The 13,555-nt window shown below is 57.2% G+C and carries 12 protein-coding genes; 10 read left to right on the plus strand and 2 right to left on the minus strand.

Going from position 1 to position 13,555, the window contains the following annotated elements:
• Positions 1-81 precede the first annotated feature (81 nt).
• The gene (locus AEAC466_RS34030; protein WP_023458319.1) at positions 82-1,980 is read left to right on the plus strand and encodes a peptide MFS transporter; all 1,899 of its coding nucleotides are present in this window, start codon (positions 82-84) and stop codon (positions 1,978-1,980) included.
• A 54-nt stretch (positions 1,981-2,034) separates the two neighbouring features.
• On the opposite strand, the gene AEAC466_RS34035 is transcribed toward AEAC466_RS34030, so the two are convergent.
• On the minus strand, positions 2,035-4,101 hold the full coding sequence (locus AEAC466_RS34035) for a TonB-dependent receptor plug domain-containing protein (protein ID WP_023458320.1): 2,067 nt from the start codon (positions 4,099-4,101) through the stop codon (positions 2,035-2,037).
• Between the two features lie 242 nt (positions 4,102-4,343).
• Positions 4,344-5,783 (minus strand): metalloprotease TldD, encoded by a 1,440-nt coding sequence (tldD, locus tag AEAC466_RS34040; RefSeq protein WP_023458321.1) that lies wholly within the window; start codon positions 5,781-5,783, stop codon positions 4,344-4,346.
• Between the two features lie 426 nt (positions 5,784-6,209).
• On the opposite strand from tldD, the gene coxB reads away from it, so the two are divergent.
• The 9 genes from coxB to AEAC466_RS34085 all read left to right on the plus strand — a co-directional run.
• Positions 6,210-7,217, plus strand: a complete 1,008-nt coding sequence (gene coxB, locus AEAC466_RS34045) for a cytochrome c oxidase subunit II (RefSeq protein WP_023458322.1) — start codon at positions 6,210-6,212, stop codon at positions 7,215-7,217.
• A gap of 24 nt (positions 7,218-7,241) precedes the next feature.
• Positions 7,242-8,939: a cytochrome c oxidase subunit I gene (gene ctaD, locus AEAC466_RS34050; RefSeq protein ID WP_023458323.1), complete on the plus strand. Its 1,698-nt coding sequence runs from the start codon at positions 7,242-7,244 to the stop codon at positions 8,937-8,939.
• Between the two features lie 197 nt (positions 8,940-9,136).
• Positions 9,137-10,063, plus strand: a complete 927-nt coding sequence (gene cyoE / locus AEAC466_RS34055; RefSeq protein ID WP_052025120.1) for a heme o synthase — start codon at positions 9,137-9,139, stop codon at positions 10,061-10,063.
• Positions 10,060-10,293 (plus strand): hypothetical protein, encoded by a 234-nt coding sequence (locus AEAC466_RS34060; RefSeq protein ID WP_023458325.1) that lies wholly within the window; start codon positions 10,060-10,062, stop codon positions 10,291-10,293. Before cyoE ends, AEAC466_RS34060 begins: the two co-directional genes overlap by 4 nt.
• Positions 10,294-10,854 (plus strand): cytochrome c oxidase assembly protein, encoded by a 561-nt coding sequence (locus AEAC466_RS34065; RefSeq protein ID WP_023458326.1) that lies wholly within the window; start codon positions 10,294-10,296, stop codon positions 10,852-10,854.
• Between the two features lie 114 nt (positions 10,855-10,968).
• Complete coding sequence (locus AEAC466_RS34070) at positions 10,969-11,865, plus strand: cytochrome c oxidase subunit 3 (RefSeq protein WP_023458327.1); 897 nt, start codon at positions 10,969-10,971, stop codon at positions 11,863-11,865.
• Positions 11,865-12,224, plus strand: coding sequence for a DUF983 domain-containing protein (locus AEAC466_RS34075; RefSeq protein WP_023458328.1), 360 nt, complete (start codon positions 11,865-11,867; stop codon positions 12,222-12,224). The genes AEAC466_RS34070 and AEAC466_RS34075 overlap by 1 nt, the downstream gene beginning before the upstream one ends.
• A gap of 1 nt (position 12,225) precedes the next feature.
• Positions 12,226-12,933, plus strand: coding sequence for an SURF1 family protein (locus tag AEAC466_RS34080; protein ID WP_023458329.1), 708 nt, complete (start codon positions 12,226-12,228; stop codon positions 12,931-12,933).
• On the plus strand, positions 12,930-13,555 hold a 626-nt coding region (locus AEAC466_RS34085), incomplete at its 3' end, for a M16 family metallopeptidase (protein ID WP_023458330.1). The genes AEAC466_RS34080 and AEAC466_RS34085, both read left to right, overlap by 4 nt.

Genomic DNA, 13,555 nt, shown 5'->3' on the forward strand with positions numbered 1-13,555 from the left:
GATTAAATTGCTGGTCTTGTCGTAAAAAAGGCAACGACCTCGCACTGGGGATCCGAGCCACCTCCCTTTGCGAGCTTCAAAATGAGTTTTATTATTTTTGCTGGACTGATCATCACGGTCCTGACGGCGATTCCTGTCCTTATGCAGATGCGTAACCAGCCGAAGGGCTTGTTTGTCTGCTTTTTTGCCGAAATGTGGGAACGATTTTCTTACTACGGCATGCGGGCGCTGCTGATCTACTACATGACGCAGCATTTTCTCTTCGATGATAACCGCGCCAATTCCCAGTACGGGTCTTACACCACCTTGGTCTACATGCTGCCTTTGATCGGTGGTCTGGTCGCGGACCGTTGGATCGGTACGCGCAAGGCCATCATTTTCGGCGGTCTGCTGCTGGTCTTCGGGCACTTTGGCATGGCCTTCGAAGGCTCTCCCAATACGCAGACACTCACCTATGGCGGGCATCGATATGAATTCGTCGCCGACGGCCGCGAAGGCGATCGTCACGTCCGTTTGAAACTGGGCGAGGGGTTGTACGACTATGCTCCGACCAAGGATGGCGGTCTTGAGATCAAGGGATTGCCGGCCAATGCGGATATTCCGGCGGTAATGCCGAAGGGCACCTATGAGTTCGGCGTGGCGCGCACGACGCCGTGGTCGGAAAGCGCCTTCTTCATCTCCATCTCGCTCATCGTCATGGGGGTAGGCTTTCTCAAGCCGAACATTTCCTCCCTGGTGGGGCAATTGTACAAGGATCGCGACCCGCGCCGCGATTCCGGCTTTCAGCTCTATTATTTCGGCATCAATCTCGGCTCTTTCTGGGCGGCCATCCTGTGCGGTTTCCTCGGCAACAAATATGGCTGGTGGGCCGGATTTGGACTGGCGGGTATCGGCATGCTGACGGGGCTTTTGTGGTTCGTGCTCGGCCGTAAGTGGCTGGAGGGCAAGGGCGAAGCGCCTGAACATGCGGCCATCGCGCCCAAGGTTGGTGGGATTTCCAAAGAGTGGCTGATCTATGCGGGTGGCCTGTTGGCCATCCCCGTCATCTTCTTTCTCATTCAACGCAACGATTATGTCCGCTGGGTCCTGCTCGGATCGTTCAGCCTGATCATGATCTATATTGTCTTCCAGATGGTCACCAAGTTTACCCGTGTTGAAAACTACCGACTCGGCCTGGCCATGATTCTTACCCTGGCATCTGTCGTCTTCTGGTCTCTTTTCGAACAGGCCGGGTCGTCGCTATCGCTGTTTGCAGAGCGCAACACCAATCTTAATATCCTGGCCGCCCCGATCTCGTTCGCGATGATGGGCAAAACGGTCATTCTCGCTTCTGCTGAGCAACTGGCGTCGCTTAGCTATGTTGCCAAGAACACCTTGTGGGTGGAAATGGGCATTACGGCGTCCAATACCCAGAGCTTCAATGCCGGTTTCATTCTGATGTTCGCGCCCGTTTTTGCCGCCATTTTCAGCTATCTGGCGCGGCGCGGCAAAGACCCGGACCCGGTCAAGAAATTCGCCTTCGGTCTGGCCTGCGCAGGCTTCGGCTTCCTGATCCTGGTATGGGCAGCACCCTTGGCAGACGGTGCGTTCAAACTGCCGCTTATGTTCTTGCTCCTAACCTACCTTATCCATACGTGGGGCGAGTTGGCCGTATCGCCGGTAGGGCTGTCGCAGCAGACCAAGTTGTCGCCGCCGACCCTGATCGCCACTATGATGGCGGTTTGGTTCCTAGGCACGTCTGGGGGCCAGTACCTGGCGGGTTGGATCGCAGGTATGGCGGGTACGGAAACCGTCGGTGGCAAGGTGCTTGATGCGGGCGCGGCACTGCAAACCTCGCTCAAGACGTTCAACACCATCGGTTGGACCGGCGTGATCCTGGGCGCCGCTTTCTTCGGCCTGTCCTTCCTGATCAAGGGCTGGGCCCACGGCGCCAGCGATACCGACGCTGCGATAGAAGAGCCTGATCCCGCGCAGCGCTAAGATTACCCGGACAGAAAGCCCGGACAGCAATGTCCGGGCTTTTTTACGGAAGCGCTACAGCTCCTTTTTCAACTTCAGGATAAACCACGGTTTGCTGTAGGCGGAGTTGCGCTCGACACGGGAAACCGGTGTGGTGGCCCGTTGGCCTTCGTAAACCGTGCGGTCGTATTTATCGTAGCGCCCGGCTGGGTTCTGAATAACGATGGCGTAGGTGAGGTTGGTTTTCGTCTTGTATTCGGCGAAGACGGAGACCCACGGCGATGACCTATAAGTGTAGGCGTCGGTGGCGTTGTACTGATACTTATCGTTCTGACTCGCAATCTCGACACCCCAGCTTGCGCGATATTTCGTCAGGTTCTGGTTAAAGCTGATGTTATAATTATTTGGATTGGTTCGCGAAATCCGACGATCCTTGCCTGTGATCGGGTCTGTCACGCGGGTGTGGTTGACCTCATAGTCGAACTTCAGTTCGCCGCCCTTGATATACAGTTTATCGAGCGGCAGGGTGACCCAGACGCCAGCCTGCGCGAAGGTGCCGTCGCCGATATTGCCGCGGGCGTTGAACACGCCGTCGCTGGTCACGATCGGCTTGTAGTCCAGAGTATCCTGCAAGGCGGAGTACAGCAGTTGAAACTTGATCGCGCCCTTGCTCCAGAAGCTGTAATCGAAGGCGAGGCTGTTCTGCCATTCTTTCTGGGGAACAATTTCTGGATTACCGGCTTGGATGACGGCGGTGTCGAGCGATACCGAAGAGGCGAAATCGTCGAAATTGAGCTGGCCGACGACGCGCTCGGTCCGCCACGTCACCTTCAGGTCCTTGTTCGCCGTCCAAACGATCTGGACCTTCGGTTTCGGGTAGACAAAGGATTGCGACCGGTCTTCCTGCTTGACAGAAATGGTCGAGGTCTCGACCTTTAAACCGGTTTCTACGTTCAGGCTGGGTGTCGCCTGCCAGTTTCGAATAATGTAATATTCGTTGCGATCTTCCTCGACGCGGACGGTATCGAAGGGTACGGCTGTCACCAGGTTGTTTTCGACATAGCTAGTGGCATTGTCGCGCCGGTTGACGACATTTTCAGCGCCGACCTTGTAGGTCAGCGTGTCATTCGGTTGCCAAGTCAGCTTGCCGCTGAAGATATGCTCCGACGACTGAGCTAGCGATTTGTAAAGGGCGCTGTAATCCGTCTCGCGATAGATATCCTCTATGCTTTCGCGGTCGTATCGCCTCAGCATATTGAGGTCCAGGCTGACTGTCTTGGTCAGTTTGCGCTCGTATTGGAGGCCGATCTCGCTTTCGGTTTCTTTTAGGTCCATGTGCTCCGGCGAAGACACCCCGTCTCGGATATAGTCGGCGTTCAGGTCGTAATAGATAGGGTTGTAGTTGGCATTGAACGACAGCTTTCCGCCCAGGAAGGGGCGTGAATGGTCGAATTTTTCCGCATGGCCAGTGCCGCGACCAACCTGGGGGATAAAGACGTATTTTGGCATCGGATCGCTAAGGTCCGGCGTGTAGATGTAGCGTTTCGTATCGCTTACGCCATTGTCCTTGAACTCAAACGCCTCAACATAGAAGTTCGTGGTCTTGCCGCCTTTATTGGACGAGTAGTTGAAAAAGCCTGCGGGTTTCGAATCTTCGCGGAAGAACTTCACGTTGCCACCGAAGAAAATGCTGGGCTTATCGCTCTGCTTACGCACCACATTGACGATCTGGCTATAGCCTTGCATGTCTATGCCCGGGGCGCCGCCGACGATCAGTTCGATATGGTCGACCTGCGCTGCTGAGATGTTGTTCAGCGTCATGTTCAGCGTATTTTTGCTGGCAGGGCGCTGCCCATCGATCAGGACATTACCGGCGGCGCCGGCAAAACCACGCACCTGCTCACCTTGCTGGAAGGTAAAGCCTGGAATATGAAAAACCATGTCGCGCGCGGTCGAGACCTGGAATTCTGTAAAATAGTCCGGTTTGTAGCTGGTTACCTGCCCGGCACCGCTGACGGATACAACGGGCACGGTTGTCGCCAGGCCGGTATTTTCGGTAACGGCGGTCTGAGCGATGGCGGTCTGACTGAGCATCAAGGCCAGCAGAACGGGTGCCAATGCGGTGGTTATATGTAGGCGCATATATCTTCCCCGGTAGGAGGGGCCGAGACTGGACACTCCGTCGGGACAGGCATATCGCCGGCCAATTCTATGGCAAGTTAAATGGCTGTAACATTTTCAACGAAAAATTGCCGATTTTGAAAATCGAGTCGACAAAAAATCTTTATAAAGCAATGTCGTAACAAATATGCCTACGGCAAATTTCGTAGATGATGGCGGTTGGTACATTACCTCGATTTAATGTAAAAATCGCCATCATGGCTTCAGGATGTGCCGCCGACCGTCAGCCCACGGATGCGCAGGGAGGGTTGACCGATGCCGACGGGCAGGCTCTGGCCGGCCTTGCCGCACGTGCCTACGCCGGGGTCGAACTTGAAATCGTCACCGATCATATCGACCTGGCGCATGGCGGCGGGGCCGTCGCCGATCAGGGTGGCGCCCTTGACCGGGGCGCCGATTTTGCCGTCCTCGATCAGGTAAGCCTCCGTACATTGGAAGACGAATTTGCCATTGGTGATATCGACCTGCCCACCGCCGAAATTGACGGCGTAGAGACCGGTCTTGGTGTTGGCGATCATGTCATCCAGCTTGTCGGCGCCGGGCCGCATGAAGGTATTGGTCATGCGGGGCAGGGGTTGGTGCGCATAGGATTGGCGACGTCCGTTGCCGGTCGCCGTCGCGCCCATTTGGCGGGCGGACAGGCGGTCGTGCATGTAACCGACCAGAATGCCATCCTCGATCAGGGTCGTGCAGGAGGTTGGTGTGCCTTCGTCGTCAATGTTGAGAGATCCGCGCGCATCACGGACTGTGCCGTCATCGACGATGGTCACGCCCTTTGCCGCAACCTGCTTGCCCATCTTGCCGGAGAAGGCCGAAGTGCCCTTGCGATTAAAATCACCTTCCAGGCCGTGACCGACCGCTTCGTGCAGCAGCACGCCGGGCCAGCCTGGCCCGAGCACGATGTCCATCTCTCCCGCCGGGGCCGCCACGGCGTCAAGATTGACAAGCGCCTGGCGAATGGCTTCGTCGACCTGCGACTGCCATTTTTCCGGCGCCGTGATATCGAACCACGATATGCGGCCGCCACCGCCTTGCGACGCGGTTTCCCGGCGTCCATTTCTTTCGACGGAAACGCTGACGTTCAGGCGCACCAAGGGGCGATAGTCGTGGTATATCTCGCCGCCGCTGCGCAAAATGGTGATGGCGCGTTTTTCGCAGACCAGAGATGCGGACACCTGGGCCACGCCACTGTGCGTGTCGCGGGCATAGGCATCCATAGCCTGCAAAAGGGCGATCTTGTCGGCAAATGCCAGTTCGGCGAGGGGATCGTGGGCCTGGTAATAGGATTGGTTCGAACGGGCCGGATTGTCCGTGTTGAGATGCACATCGATCGACTTGCCCTTTTTAGCCAGGACTGCGGCTTCTGCGGCACGGTGCACGGCATCGAGCGACAGTTCCGCGCTGTTGGCGAAGCCAATGGTTTCGTCGGCGACGATTCGGAAACCGAAGCCTTGATCGGCACCATAGGAACTCGATTTCAGCCGTCCGTCGTCAAACAAAAGCGCTTCGGATTCACGCTTTTCTATGAAAATTTCGCCGTCATCCGCCCCTTTCAGCGACTCCTCCAATACGGCGTGCGCACCGGTTAAATCGAAATCACCCCAAGCCAGGGAATGAGTGTCGGTGGGGGAGGAAAGGGCCATGAATTCTGCCTGCGTAGGTTACGAAATCTACGCTCTATTTAAGGACGCGCGGAGGATATAGCTATGGGCAATTGAAATTTCGATAAAATTTTCAGGAAGCGACTCACTTGGCTGAGCGTGATGGCGGGCGGCGATAGTCCTCTGAGGTAGGGTAGTGAAAGAAGACGTGGCTGCGACAAAAGACCGCATCTTCGCCACAGTTTTAACGAGGCCGCCACAATTGTCTCCCATAAACGCCGCAAATTCCATTTTTTGCCCTTTGCATTTTGGCGTGAAGGCATTATGGGAACCAGTTGGATAGGGCGGATGACAGGTCCGAATTGCGTCAGATTCGCAAATAGATGCCGTCATTACGTCAAAAAGATATACAGGTTAGGGCGGTCGGGTGCGCATGCGTTGTCGGCCAGCAATATGAGGGTTCTTCGAATGGGCATTAAAGGGCTTTTCGGACGTGGGCTGTTTAAAGCCGGCTCCGGCGCGATTGCCACGCTGGCTTTGTCAGCGGCCATGACCGCCCAGGCGTTCGCCGATGACGTGAAGCAGACTCTTGGGCAGCCAACCGACAAGGCCATGGGATGGCAATTGGCGGGCTCGGACCTGAAGGAAAAGACCGAGTGGTTTTATAACGACCTCCTGTTCCCCATCATAACGATTATCTGCCTGGTTGTTCTGGCGCTTCTGGTGTGGGTCGTCATCCGTTACAACAAGAAGTCCAATCCGGTTCCGGCCAAGTTTTCGCACAACACCCTGATTGAAATCTTATGGACCGTCGTTCCGGTTCTGATTCTCGTGGTCATCGCCATCTTCTCGCTTGGCCTGCTGCGCGACTACAACAACATGCCCAAGCCCGACGTCGTGGTGAAGGCGACCGGCAACCAATGGTTCTGGACCTATGACTTCCCTGAGCTGGGTGTTACCGACGTCGAATCGCGGCTGCGTGAAGATGCCAAGGATATGAAGACCGCTCAAAAGGCAGGCGTGCCTTATCTGCTTGAAGTCGACAACCCCCTGGTGGTTCCGGTCAACAAGGTCATCCACGTTCAGACGACAGGGGCCGACGTCATCCACTCCTTCACGATCCCGGCTTTCGGTTTCAAGATTGACGCCATTCCGGGCCGCCTGAACAATACCTGGTTCAAGGCCAAGAAGATCGGTACCTATTACGGCCAGTGTTCGGAACTGTGCGGCAAGGATCACGCCTACATGCCGATCGAGATCAAGGTCGTTTCCGACGCTGATTTCGACGCCTACATCATCGCTCAGGGCGGAAAGACGCGCGCCATGCTGGCTTCGGAAGCTGTGGCCTCCGCCGCTGCCGCCTCAGCCGCTGCCCAAAGCGCGGAAGCGCCGGCATCCGCCGCGGCTTCATCTTCCGCCGCCGCCACTTCCGCTTCCGCAACGCCCGCCGGTAACGGCGCGGCGGCCGCGCACTAAGACCAGTATAGAGAGATAACCATCATGTCTTCACATGCCGCCTCTCATGATCATGCTGCGCACGCGCACGAAGATCACGAACACAAGCCCGGCTTTTTTGCCCGGTGGGTCTTCACGACCAACCACAAGGACATCGGTACCCTCTATCTGATCTTCGCCATCTTCGCGGGGCTCATCGGGGGTGCTTTCTCCGGCCTGATCCGTTGGGAACTGGCCGAGCCGGGTCTTCAGGTCTTCATGAAGGGCTCGATGCTGGATCAGATGGGGCTGTTCAACCTGTCGAACCCCGATCATGCCAAGCACGCCTATAACTCCGTCGTCACGGCTCACGCCGTCATCATGATCTTCTTCATGGTCATGCCGGCCACTATGGGTGGTTTCGCCAACTGGTTCGTGCCGATCATGATCGGTGCGCCCGACATGGCGTTCCCGCGCTTGAACAACATTTCCTTCTGGATGTTGGTCGCGGCCTTTGTCCTGCTGTGCATTTCGATCTTCACGCCATCAGGTCCCGGGGGCGAACACGGCTTTGCCGGCGGTTGGACCATGTACCCGCCTATGTCGTCGCACACCGGTTCGCCCGGACCGGCCATGGATCTGGTCATTTTGTCTTTCCACCTGGCGGGTGCCTCGTCGATCCTCGGTTCGATCAACTTCATCACCACCATCTTCAACATGCGCGCGCCGGGCATGACTCTGCACCGCATGCCGCTGTTCGCCTGGTCCGTTCTGGTCACCGCCTTCCTGCTGCTGCTGTCGCTGCCAGTCCTGGCAGGCGCCATCACCATGTTGCTGACCGATCGTAACTTCGGCACGGCCTTCTTCGACCCGACCGGCGGCGGCGACCCCGTCATGTTCCAGCATCTGTTCTGGTTCTTCGGTCACCCGGAAGTCTACATCCTCATCCTGCCGGGCTTCGGCATCATCTCCCACATCGTGTCAACCTTCTCCAAGAAACCCGTTTTCGGCTATCTGGCCATGGCCTATGCCATGGTGGCCATCGGCTTTGTCGGTTTCATCGTGTGGGCACACCACATGTATACCGTCGGACTGAGCTTCGATCTGCGCGCCTATTTCGTTCTGGCCACCATGGTCATTGCGGTCCCGACCGGCGTTAAGGTGTTTTCGTGGATCGCCACCATGTGGGGCGGATCGATCTCCTTCACCGTTCCAATGCAGTGGGCGATCGGTTTCATCTTCCTGTTCACGGTCGGTGGTGTTACGGGCGTCGTGCTTTCGAATGCCGCTGTCGACTATTCGCTTCAGGACACCTATTACGTCGTTGCCCACTTCCACTACGTGCTGTCTCTGGGCGCCGTGTTCTCGATCTTTGCCGGTTTCTACTACTGGTTTGAGAAGATGTTCGGCGTGAAGTACAACAAGTGGCTTGGCGGCGCGCACTTCTGGATCATGTTCATCGGCGTCAACCTGATCTTCTTCCCGCAGCACTTCCTCGGTCTGCAGGGCATGCCGCGCCGGTATATCGATTATCCGGTCGGGTTCTCCTATTGGAACATGATCTCGTCGGTCGGCTATGCTATTACGGCTGTCGGTGTTGTTGTCTTCCTCATAATGTGCCTGGAAGCCGCAATCGTCCGCCGCAAGGGGGAGGCCAATCCGTGGGGCGAAGGTGCCACCACGCTGGAATGGACCTTGTCTTCGCCGCCGCCGTATCACCAGTTCTCCGAACTGCCGGTGATCAAGGAAGACGATCAACACTAGTCTAAGCTTGCCGGGCCAGTCACCCGGTCCTAATATCCGGAAACGGATGACGTAACCGGGGGGTGAAGTTCGTAAGATCTTCACCCCCTTTGTTCATGGAAGCCTCCCCTTTGAGTAAGACACCCAACAAGCCTGGCAAGAGCCTGAGCCGCGATGAATTGGCCGCCAATCTCCAGGCGGCCTATGCCTCAAAGGCGATGCGCGGCAGCCCGCAGGATTATTTCCAGCTGCTCAAGCCGCGTGTCATGTCACTGGTCGTCTTCACGGCTCTGACAGGCCTGATCATCGCGCCTACTCCGATCAATCCGTTTCTGGCGGCTGTCGCCATCTTCTGTATCGCGATCGGCGCCGGCGCGGCGGGCGCGCTCAACATGGCGATAGAAGGCGAGACGGACGCCCTCATGCGCCGCACGCGCCTTCGGCCTGTTGCGGCCGGCCGTATCACCAAAACCGACGCCATGGCGTTCGGTGGCGTTCTTGCCTTTCTGGCCGTCGCCTTGATGTGGTTGGCATTTCCCGATGGCCTGGCCGCGGGGCTGCTGGCCCTGACCATCGCCTATTATGTCGTTTTCTACACCTTGATTCTGAAGCGCCGTACGCCCCAGAATATCGTCATTGGCGGTGCCGCCGGCGCTTTTCCTCCGGTTATCGGCTGGGCCGCGGCGACCGGTCATGCGCCCCTGGAGGCTTGGATACTCTTTGCCATTATCTTCCTTTGGACGCCGCCGCATAGCTGGGCACTGGCGCTCTACACGACCGAAGACTATGCGAATGCGGGCATTCCCATGATGCCGGTTGTCAAGGGCGCCAAATCGACGCGTTTGCAAATCCTGCTCTACTCTCTGGTTATGGCGCCTGTGGCTTGCCTGCCTATCGCCTTCAAGATGGGCGGAATCGCCTATGCGGGCGTGTCCATTCTCGGTGGTGCCTTTTTTGTCTATCTGGCCGTGCGCGTCTTTTTGTCGCGTGCCGGCGATCACCCGGAAGGTGGTGAGCAGGGCCTTTATGATGTTAAAAAGGAGGCTCTGTCCGCGCGTAATCTGTTCGCCTTTTCCATCCTGTACCTGACAGCGTTGTTCGCTACCTTGCTCATCGAACATCTCATTACCGGATTCATGTCATGATCCAAAACCCAGAAATGGCCCCAGAAATGACCCCAGAAATCGACGGAAAGGCGGCTTACTTCGCCGCCCAGAAGAAGCGCAATCTCTTTATCGGTGTGGGATTGGCGGCATTCGTGGCCTTGGTGTTCTTTATTTCCATGGCCCGCATGGCTCAGGGGATTCGTCATGATTCTCTTCGCTCGGCTGAGATACGCGCGTCGCAATCCGCTCCGGCCTCGGCGAGTCGATAGGTGAAACTGGACCGCAACACAAAGGTTGTCCTGTATCTGGTCGGCGCGCTGGCTTTCATGGGGGGGATGGCCTATGCCAGCGTGCCCCTGTACCGCGCTTTCTGCAATGCCACAGGGTTCAACGGTACCGCCCGTAAAGCGAAGGCAACATTGGCGAACCTTCACGGTGATAGCCAAGCCATTGTCCGCGTACGCTTCGATACCAATACGCGCAACGTGCCATGGAGCTTCAGGTCAGAGAAGCCCTATATGGACACCCGCGTCGGCAAAACGGCATTGGTATGGTTTGATGTGCGCAACAATGCCGATCACCCGATCACGGCGCGCGCGACTTACAATGTGCTGCCCGACACTATGGGCGCCTATTTCATGAAGACACAGTGTTTCTGCTTTAATGACGTAACCCTGCAACCGGGGGAGTCGCAACGGTTTCCGGTCGTGTACTTCCTGGATCCGAAGCTTATGACTAACACCGACACGGATACGGTTGAAGATGTTACGCTATCCTATACCTTCTTCGAATCGAAACAGTTGCAAAATGTGGCAAAAACGGGATCGTGAGAGCGGTCTGTGGATTGTGTTTGAGCGGAAATTGGCATAAACGAAAATTTCAGGTTATGCCTTGCAAAAATATGACGGCGCGCATGCGCTGTCTCAAAGGTGAGTTGAAACAAAATGGCCCATCCAGGCGTTAAACACGATTATCATATTATCAATCCCAGCCCGTGGCCCCTGATGGGCTCGGCCTCGGCGGTCGTTTGGGCTCTTGGCATGGTCGCGGGCATGCGCGGCATATTTGGTATCGAAAAAGGGCAATGGTGGCTGATGCTGCTGGGCCTGACACTGATCTGCCTGACCATGGTCTTCTGGTGGCGTGACGTCATCAAGGAATCGAAGGCCGGAGACCATACCCCGGTCGTCCAACTCGGTTTGCGCTACGGCATGATCATGTTCATTGCCTCGGAAGTCATGTTCTTCGTCGCCTGGTTCTGGGTATTTTTCGAAATGGCCCTGTTCCACGGGCACCGTGCCGGTGATCATTCGGCCATTGAGGAAGTCCGCACTGCGTGGTCGACCTGGCCGCCGGCCGGTGTCGAGACGCTCGATCCGTGGCACCTGCCGCTGGTCAATACCCTGCTGCTGCTGACATCCGGCACCACGGTCACCTGGGCGCACCACGCCCTGCAAAAAAACGACCGCAAGGGCGCCATCTGGGGCCTGCTGCTCACGGTCATTCTGGGCGCCGTCTTCACCATGGTGCAGTTCACCGAATACCGTGAAATCGCCCATGAGCACCTGTTCCACTTCTTCCTGTTCCCCGATGCCGAAGGTGCCACCGGTGCCGCCAACCTCTATGGTTCGGCCTTCTTCATGGCGACCGGTTTCCACGGCTTCCACGTCCTGATTGGCACCATCTTCCTGATTGTTTGCCTGATCCGCGCCATCAATGGCGACTTCACCCCCAAGAAGCACTTTGGCTTCGAAGCCGCTGCCTGGTACTGGCACTTCGTTGACGTGGTCTGGCTTTTCCTGTTTGCCTTCATTTATGTTATTTTCGGCGGTCACCACTAATGACGCTTCCCACAGGCGGTAAGGTGAATTTCCTTGCCGCCGCATCCGGTAAATGCCCCGTCTGCGGTCAGGGGCGATTGTTCAAATCCTATCTTAAGGCGGCCGATTCCTGTGCCGCCTGCGGACAAGACTTCAAGGCGGCGGACACCGGAGACGGTCCCGTCGTCTTCGTCATTCTGATTGCTGGCTTCATTGCCTGTGGCGGTCTGCTGACGACCTTCTTCCTGTATCCGGACTGGTCGCCCATGATACACCTGATGATCTGGCCGGCCGTGGCGGTGATCGTCAGTCTCCTGCTCATGCAGCCGCTCAAGGCCCTGATGATTGCGTCCCAGCTGCGCAATAAGGTACGCGACTGAGATGACGCTTCGCGATTGTCTGAAAGCGGTTCCCCCCGGTCTGGCCGTCGCCACCGCCATTGCCTTTCTCATCCTGAACGGTTTGGGAATCTGGCAGCTTGAACGCCTGAAATGGAAAGAAGGCCTGATCGCCGATATGGCGCGCACGGAAGCTGCAGCACCAGTGGCCGTGGACGCCTTGCTGGCCCAGACCAAGCCCGATTGGCATTCGGCGGCATTGGCGCCGTGCAGCGTTAAGCCAGATACCCCGATCTATATGCATACCGAAGTGGGCGGCGTTCCCGGCTATCGCGTTCTGACGGCATGTCCGACTGCGGGCAAGGCCATTTTGGTCGATCTCGGCTTTGCGCAAACCAAACTTGCTCTTGCTGTGCCGATCACGCTTACTCCCGTCGGGCGCCTGCGGCCGTTCGAAAAGGCCGGCGGTTTTACGCCAGTCAACCGGGTGGCCGAAAACGACTGGTATTGGCGCTCACCGGCTGAGATGGGCCCCGTCTTGAAGGCGGACCTGCGGACCGATTATTTCATCGTCCTTGACCTGAAAGCCTCCCATACCGATATCCCCGGATTGCAACAGGGGCCGCTAACCGCGCCCCTGCCCAATCGTCACCTCGAATACGCCCTGACATGGTTCGGCCTCGGCTGGGCCCTGCTCGGCGTTTTCGGTAGCGTCGTCTATCAACGCGCCAGAAAGAACAAGACCGCTTGACCATCCTGAACACCCAGACGCTTTATACCTTTGACAACGGCCTGCGCCTGTTGGTCGATCCCATGCCGGGTCTGAAAACCTTCGCGCTCAGCGCCCTTATCTACGGCGGGGCCCGGTTCGAAACCGAACAGCAATCCGGCTGGGCGCATCTGCTGGAACACATGGTGTTCAAGGGGGCGGGTGGTCGCAATGCCCGGGAATTGGCGGAAGCTATCGAGCACAAGGGCGGCACGATCAACGCATCGACCGGCTATGAGCATACCCGCTTCGAAGTCCGTGGATTGAACAGCCTGTTACCGCTGGCTTTGGAAATTGTCACCGATCTGATGTTCCGCCCGGCGCTGGATGCCGACGAACTGGCGCGCGAAAAGAAGGTTGTCGAGCAGGAGATTCTCGAAGCCTACGATACGCCCGACGACCATGTTTTCGACCTGCTGCAATCGGCCATGTTCACCGGGCAGTCTCTGGGTCGTCCCATACTGGGCAGCAAGCAGAGCCTGAAGCCTGTCGAACCCGCCGCCTTGCGGGCGTTTGCCGAAACCCTGTACGCGCCGCACCAGATCGTTGTCTGCGTATCGGGGGGTATTTCCGCCGAAGAGGTCTATGCGGTGCTTAAGCCACG

Origin of the sequence: Asticcacaulis sp. AC466 (genome assembly GCF_000495815.1) — a bacterium.
Taxonomy (GTDB): Bacteria; Pseudomonadota; Alphaproteobacteria; order Caulobacterales; family Caulobacteraceae; genus Asticcacaulis.

Bases quoted from the DNA above. Each gene is read 5' to 3' on its own strand.
- AEAC466_RS34030 (WP_023458319.1), top strand. From the start codon at position 82: ATGAGTTTTATTATTTTTGCTGGACTGATCATCACGGTCCTGACGGCG.
- AEAC466_RS34080 (WP_023458329.1), top strand. From the start codon at position 12,226: ATGACGCTTCGCGATTGTCTGAAAGCGGTTCCCCCCGGTCTGGCCGTC.
- tldD (WP_023458321.1), bottom strand. From the start codon at position 5,783: ATGGCCCTTTCCTCCCCCACCGACACTCATTCCCTGGCTTGGGGTGAT.
- AEAC466_RS34035 (WP_023458320.1), bottom strand. From the start codon at position 4,101: ATGCGCCTACATATAACCACCGCATTGGCACCCGTTCTGCTGGCCTTG.
- AEAC466_RS34075 (WP_023458328.1), top strand. From the start codon at position 11,865: ATGACGCTTCCCACAGGCGGTAAGGTGAATTTCCTTGCCGCCGCATCC.
- AEAC466_RS34060 (WP_023458325.1), top strand. From the start codon at position 10,060: ATGATCCAAAACCCAGAAATGGCCCCAGAAATGACCCCAGAAATCGAC.
- AEAC466_RS34070 (WP_023458327.1), top strand. From the start codon at position 10,969: ATGGCCCATCCAGGCGTTAAACACGATTATCATATTATCAATCCCAGC.
- coxB (WP_023458322.1), top strand. From the start codon at position 6,210: ATGGGCATTAAAGGGCTTTTCGGACGTGGGCTGTTTAAAGCCGGCTCC.
- ctaD (WP_023458323.1), top strand. From the start codon at position 7,242: ATGTCTTCACATGCCGCCTCTCATGATCATGCTGCGCACGCGCACGAA.
- cyoE (WP_052025120.1), top strand. From the start codon at position 9,137: ATGCGCGGCAGCCCGCAGGATTATTTCCAGCTGCTCAAGCCGCGTGTC.